6 protein-coding genes are annotated in these 4104 nt (G+C 34.0%); 5 read left to right on the forward strand and 1 reads right to left on the reverse strand.

Annotated features, from left to right (window positions below; all coding sequences use genetic code 11):
• Nucleotides 1-115: IS3 family transposase (locus tag MF4642_RS17440; RefSeq protein WP_413772799.1), on the forward strand; the 115-nt coding region annotated here is incomplete at its 5' end.
• A gap of 1 nt (nucleotide 116) precedes the next feature.
• On the opposite strand, the gene MF4642_RS16155 is transcribed toward MF4642_RS17440, so the two are convergent.
• The gene (locus MF4642_RS16155; protein WP_153041804.1) at nucleotides 117-434 is read right to left on the reverse strand and encodes a hypothetical protein; all 318 of its coding nucleotides are present in this window, start codon (nucleotides 432-434) and stop codon (nucleotides 117-119) included.
• An 87-nt stretch (nucleotides 435-521) separates the two neighbouring features.
• On the opposite strand from MF4642_RS16155, the gene MF4642_RS16160 reads away from it, so the two are divergent.
• The 4 genes from MF4642_RS16160 (at nucleotide 522) to MF4642_RS16175 (ending at nucleotide 3847) form a co-directional block, all read left to right on the forward strand.
• On the forward strand, nucleotides 522-887 hold the full coding sequence (locus tag MF4642_RS16160; RefSeq protein ID WP_078426844.1) for a hypothetical protein: 366 nt from the start codon (nucleotides 522-524) through the stop codon (nucleotides 885-887).
• 9 nt (nucleotides 888-896) lie between these two features.
• Nucleotides 897-2315 carry a hypothetical protein gene (locus MF4642_RS16165; protein WP_078426845.1) on the forward strand — a complete coding sequence of 473 codons (1419 nt, stop codon included), beginning with the start codon at nucleotides 897-899 and terminating at the stop codon, nucleotides 2313-2315.
• Entirely contained in the window at nucleotides 2299-2724 is a 426-nt protein-coding gene (locus MF4642_RS16170) for a hypothetical protein (RefSeq protein ID WP_078426846.1), read from the forward strand. The genes MF4642_RS16165 and MF4642_RS16170 overlap by 17 nt, the downstream gene beginning before the upstream one ends.
• A gap of 679 nt (nucleotides 2725-3403) precedes the next feature.
• Nucleotides 3404-3847, forward strand: coding sequence for a hypothetical protein (locus tag MF4642_RS16175; RefSeq protein WP_078426847.1), 444 nt, complete (start codon nucleotides 3404-3406; stop codon nucleotides 3845-3847).
• Nucleotides 3848-4104: the final 257 nt, after the last annotated feature.

The following is a 4104-nucleotide window of genomic DNA, read 5'->3' on the forward strand; positions in this document are numbered from 1 at the left end:
CTGGGTATATTGGTTCAATAAAAAGCGTGTACACAGTGCACTGGGTTATGTATCGCCTTTTGAGTTTGAAGCAATGTACTATGATAAGATTAACCCGTTAGGTCAGGTGGCCTAACTTAAATAAAAAGCCTCCGACAAACCCGGTACGGTTCATAACTTTTCCCAATTTCTAGCTCTCTAAATTGTCTAGATATATCGAGGCATTGGGGAAGTTTCGTGATATCTGATAGTGCTAACTTTTTAAATAACTCAATTGTTCTGTGAATGACACAACTTTCACCTGTACCTGTGATAACCCCATCATTCCAAGAATGGATTTTTGCCGTCTTTTCTATTTTCTCACAGCTTTCACTAATGTCATTGATTACAATATGTTTATTGTCTGCTGTAATAACGATGCTATCATTTAATTGGATGGCTACAATGAATGTCATTTTTAGTCTGAGGCACTGAATCATTATATTTTTATATTAATCCAATTTTGGATTATTTATTACAATTGAAAAAAAATAGGTAAACCTATGGCTGGTGGTTCTCAAATTATCCTCAATAAGGATGGTATTAAAATTATTACGCCTGCAAAGTTTGAAGCCAAAGCAGGCCAACATTTATTCAAAAGTGGGGCAGATGTTGATTATGATGTCCCATATCTACCTGATAAAGAGAACCCTTATATTTTGCAGTATCTTGTTAAAAATCAAGATAATGAAGTATTGGGTAATAAGCCATATTTATTAATCGATGAAGATGGAAATGTTCAAAAAGGTGTAACAAACAAAGATGGACTTATGAAATTAAAAACTACATCAACACAAAAAACTATTGTTACAAGAGTGTTAAATACTGAAATTGAAGAAGCCGAAGATGGTGGAACATCAGAAAATTAGGACAAGAATATGCATTATTCTAAATTAGAGCTAAAAGTTGATAGTCCACTAAAGCTAAAAGACCTGAAATACAAGTTTATTGTTAAAAATAATCAGAGTAAGAAGATCACTTTATCAGATTTAGGTAATTTTGATGATAAAGGGTTTACAAAATTGTATGAAATTTACAATTTAAATACGACCTTGACTTATGAGATTTATCTTCGTGGAGAGGTAATCCAAACGATTTCGGCCAAGCCATATCCTGGTAAGAATAATTGGAGCTTATTTAAAATAAAGTTAACTAAAGCATTAACTAAAAAAGCTACTGAAAATATTCAAGATGTGTATATCAAGGATGATGAAGCAGCATGGTATTTGGTGAAAAGTAAACAGACTGTATTAGAACTAGTAGGTAAAGTTTTTAAAGCCCCTTTAACACCATCAGACTGGGAAATTCTTCAAAAGAATAATACTCATTTAGGGACTCTTGCTTCAATGAGATATTTAAATCCAGGGCAAGTAGTAATTCTATCAAACGTAACTAAGGGTAAAAGATTAGATAAGTATAAGCAGCAAGCTAAAGAGGCTCAAAAAAAGTTAGATACCCTTACTAAAGATCCTAAATTTGATGCTGAATTTTTCGCCGAATATTATGAGTTTTTCTTTGATGCACTTCATGATCCTTACGCTGGTTTAACAAAATTAGCTGAAGAAGATATGGACTTCACTGAGAAATATGCAGATAACATAAATGGATCAGCAATAAAATCCACTTTAGATGGTGCTTTTAATTTAGCAGATTCGTCTAAAGAGCGAGTACTAAAAAACTACGGTGCAATTCTTAATCAATTGAATGTAGAAAGAGCGAAGAATAGTAGATTAGCTAACCCTAAAAAATTCGCTGAATTTAAAAGAGCAAATGAGAAACTATTTAAAGATTTTGACAATGCTTATTCTCGTAGGATTTTTCATTTCGATACAGGTATAAAAACTCCGAATCTTCGTCGCCACTTACACCAAACAGCATTTGTTCGTGGACAAAACTATAAAGGCGGTTTAGATGGATATCTAAATAATATTAATGATGCAGGAAAAGTTAGTAAAACCGTCAAAGCAGGTGGCTGGCTTTTTTTAGGGATGGATGCCGTAGAAGCGGGATTAACTATTCATAAAGCATATGAGTCAGGTGACAATGATGAACTCAGAAAAGCTTCAATTGTAGAACCTTTAAAGATTGCAGGTAGTGCCGGTGGAGCATCATTGGGAGGATATGCTGCTGGTGCGGTAGTCGGTTTAATAATTGGAGTAGGTACTGGTGGTATAGGATTAGTAGTTATTGGATTAGCCGTTGGAATAGGAGGCTACGTAGGCGGGGAAGTAGGAAAATCTATTGGGGAGACCTCGGGAACGTATGTAGCAGATCAGGTAAATGAATATTATGAATGACAGCGAAAACTTTTTTTATCATTTTGGGCATATATCAACCATTTTGCTCTTACTACTTTATTTTATAGCTATGTTGATTGAGCGGAGTTATATCAAAAGAAATTTATCAAAAATATGTAAATTAGCCTTTGATAATGAAAATTATTTTAAGAAAATTGACTTGGGTAACTATATGGTTTTAAGTTTTTTACCGCTCGTCATACAAATTGGTTTTTTACGGGAAAGAGTAATACTGAAACGAGAAGCTATTTTCCCGAATCCTCCAATTTTATTTTCATCTATCTCAGATAGAAAAGTAGAAAATTTCTTTAAAAATTATAAATCATGGTTATATATCTCTAACATAAAATGGATTTTTGGCATTTTATGGCTCGTTATTGGAGGCATAATGGTCTTATATTCAAAATAATTAACATAAACTCTATCCATTACTGATATCTATGTTGCATGACAATAAGTTTTATATGACCTATGCCATATCGGATCTATGTAAAAAGTACAATGTAGAATTGCCAGCTTATGACTACCAACATATGTTCGAGATAAAGACCTTTCCGCACCAAAGGTACAACTTATTGAAGTGAAAATGACCGCCTGAAAGGGCGGTTTTTTATATCTAATGTTCGAAGACTGCAAGCCAACTTTTAAGACAAAATACCTATGAGCAATTTGATGCAAAAGCCCAAAAAAGTTGTAGAGAAATGATGCTCTAAATTATTGATTTTATTGGGTCTAGTTTGGTAAGAAAGTGACTAAAATACGCTCAAAAATAAGCAATGAAATTGTTATATTCTAAAGGCTTATATCGGGTTTTGACTTCATCTTGACATCGTAGAGGTCTCCAGTTCGAGTCTGGATATACCTACCATATATTTATCAAAGGTTTATAAGCGAAAACAGTAGCTTATAGGCCTTTTTTAATGCCTGCTTGGTGCAGCGCTTGCTTTACTTGCTGTATTAAATATCGCAAATAAAGCTCGTTTTGTGTCATCATTGTGTCAGGATTTGTGTCAAAAATCGGGTCAGAACGCTTTAAATAAAACGTTGTGCTCATTTTTTACATAACTTTACAAACATGGTGAGCAAGTATGAAATTACCCAAGCCTAGGCAGCGTGGAAGTAACTGGTCTGTATCAATTATGGTCCATGGCAAAAGAGAGTATTGCACAAGAGACACCGAGCAGGAATGTTTACATTGGGCAATGAATAAGCTCATTGATTCAAACTCAACATCTAAAGAAGAAATAGAAGCCAAGAAAAAGACTGTCACGACTTTTCATGATTTATTCAATATGTATTACAAATCACATGGAAGGGATGCTAAATCAAAAAAGTATATTCGGGAGCAGCTGGATTCATTTGAAAAAAGGTTTGCTGGATTAGCTGCAAAAGACATTACTGAAATTACTGCACAGGATCTAACGCACTGGCGTAAAAAAGACAATCTGAAGTATCTGATGGCACTGTGCTCAAAGAAATCTCTCTCTACAGCGCGGTATTCACATTCGCTCAAAAAGAATTATTTTTATTAAAAGAGAATCCATTTTTCGGATTAAAGAAACCTAAAAAACCAAAATCACGTAACAGACGTATCCTTCAATCTGAAATCGAAAAAATTATTGCTGAACTAAAATATGAGGTTGGCCAACAGCCAAAAATAAGTTGAACCGTACCGGGTTTGTCGGAGAGTCAATATTCTGAGAGACTATCCCGATGACAAAATTAAAATATACCCCTGAAATCAGAGAAAGAGCGGTTCAATTATTGATTGAATCTGAAAAAGATTATC

The sequence above is a fragment of the Acinetobacter sp. MF4642 genome (assembly GCF_002018925.1).
Taxonomy (GTDB): Bacteria; Pseudomonadota; Gammaproteobacteria; order Pseudomonadales; family Moraxellaceae; genus Acinetobacter; species Acinetobacter johnsonii.

Excerpts from the sequence above, each read along its gene's own strand:
- MF4642_RS16155 (WP_153041804.1), bottom strand. The coding sequence starts at position 434 with ATGACATTCATTGTAGCCATCCAATTAAATGATAGCATCGTTATTACA.
- MF4642_RS16160 (WP_078426844.1), top strand. The coding sequence starts at position 522 with ATGGCTGGTGGTTCTCAAATTATCCTCAATAAGGATGGTATTAAAATT.
- MF4642_RS16165 (WP_078426845.1), top strand. The coding sequence starts at position 897 with ATGCATTATTCTAAATTAGAGCTAAAAGTTGATAGTCCACTAAAGCTA.
- MF4642_RS16170 (WP_078426846.1), top strand. The coding sequence starts at position 2,299 with ATGAATATTATGAATGACAGCGAAAACTTTTTTTATCATTTTGGGCAT.
- MF4642_RS16175 (WP_078426847.1), top strand. The coding sequence starts at position 3,404 with ATGAAATTACCCAAGCCTAGGCAGCGTGGAAGTAACTGGTCTGTATCA.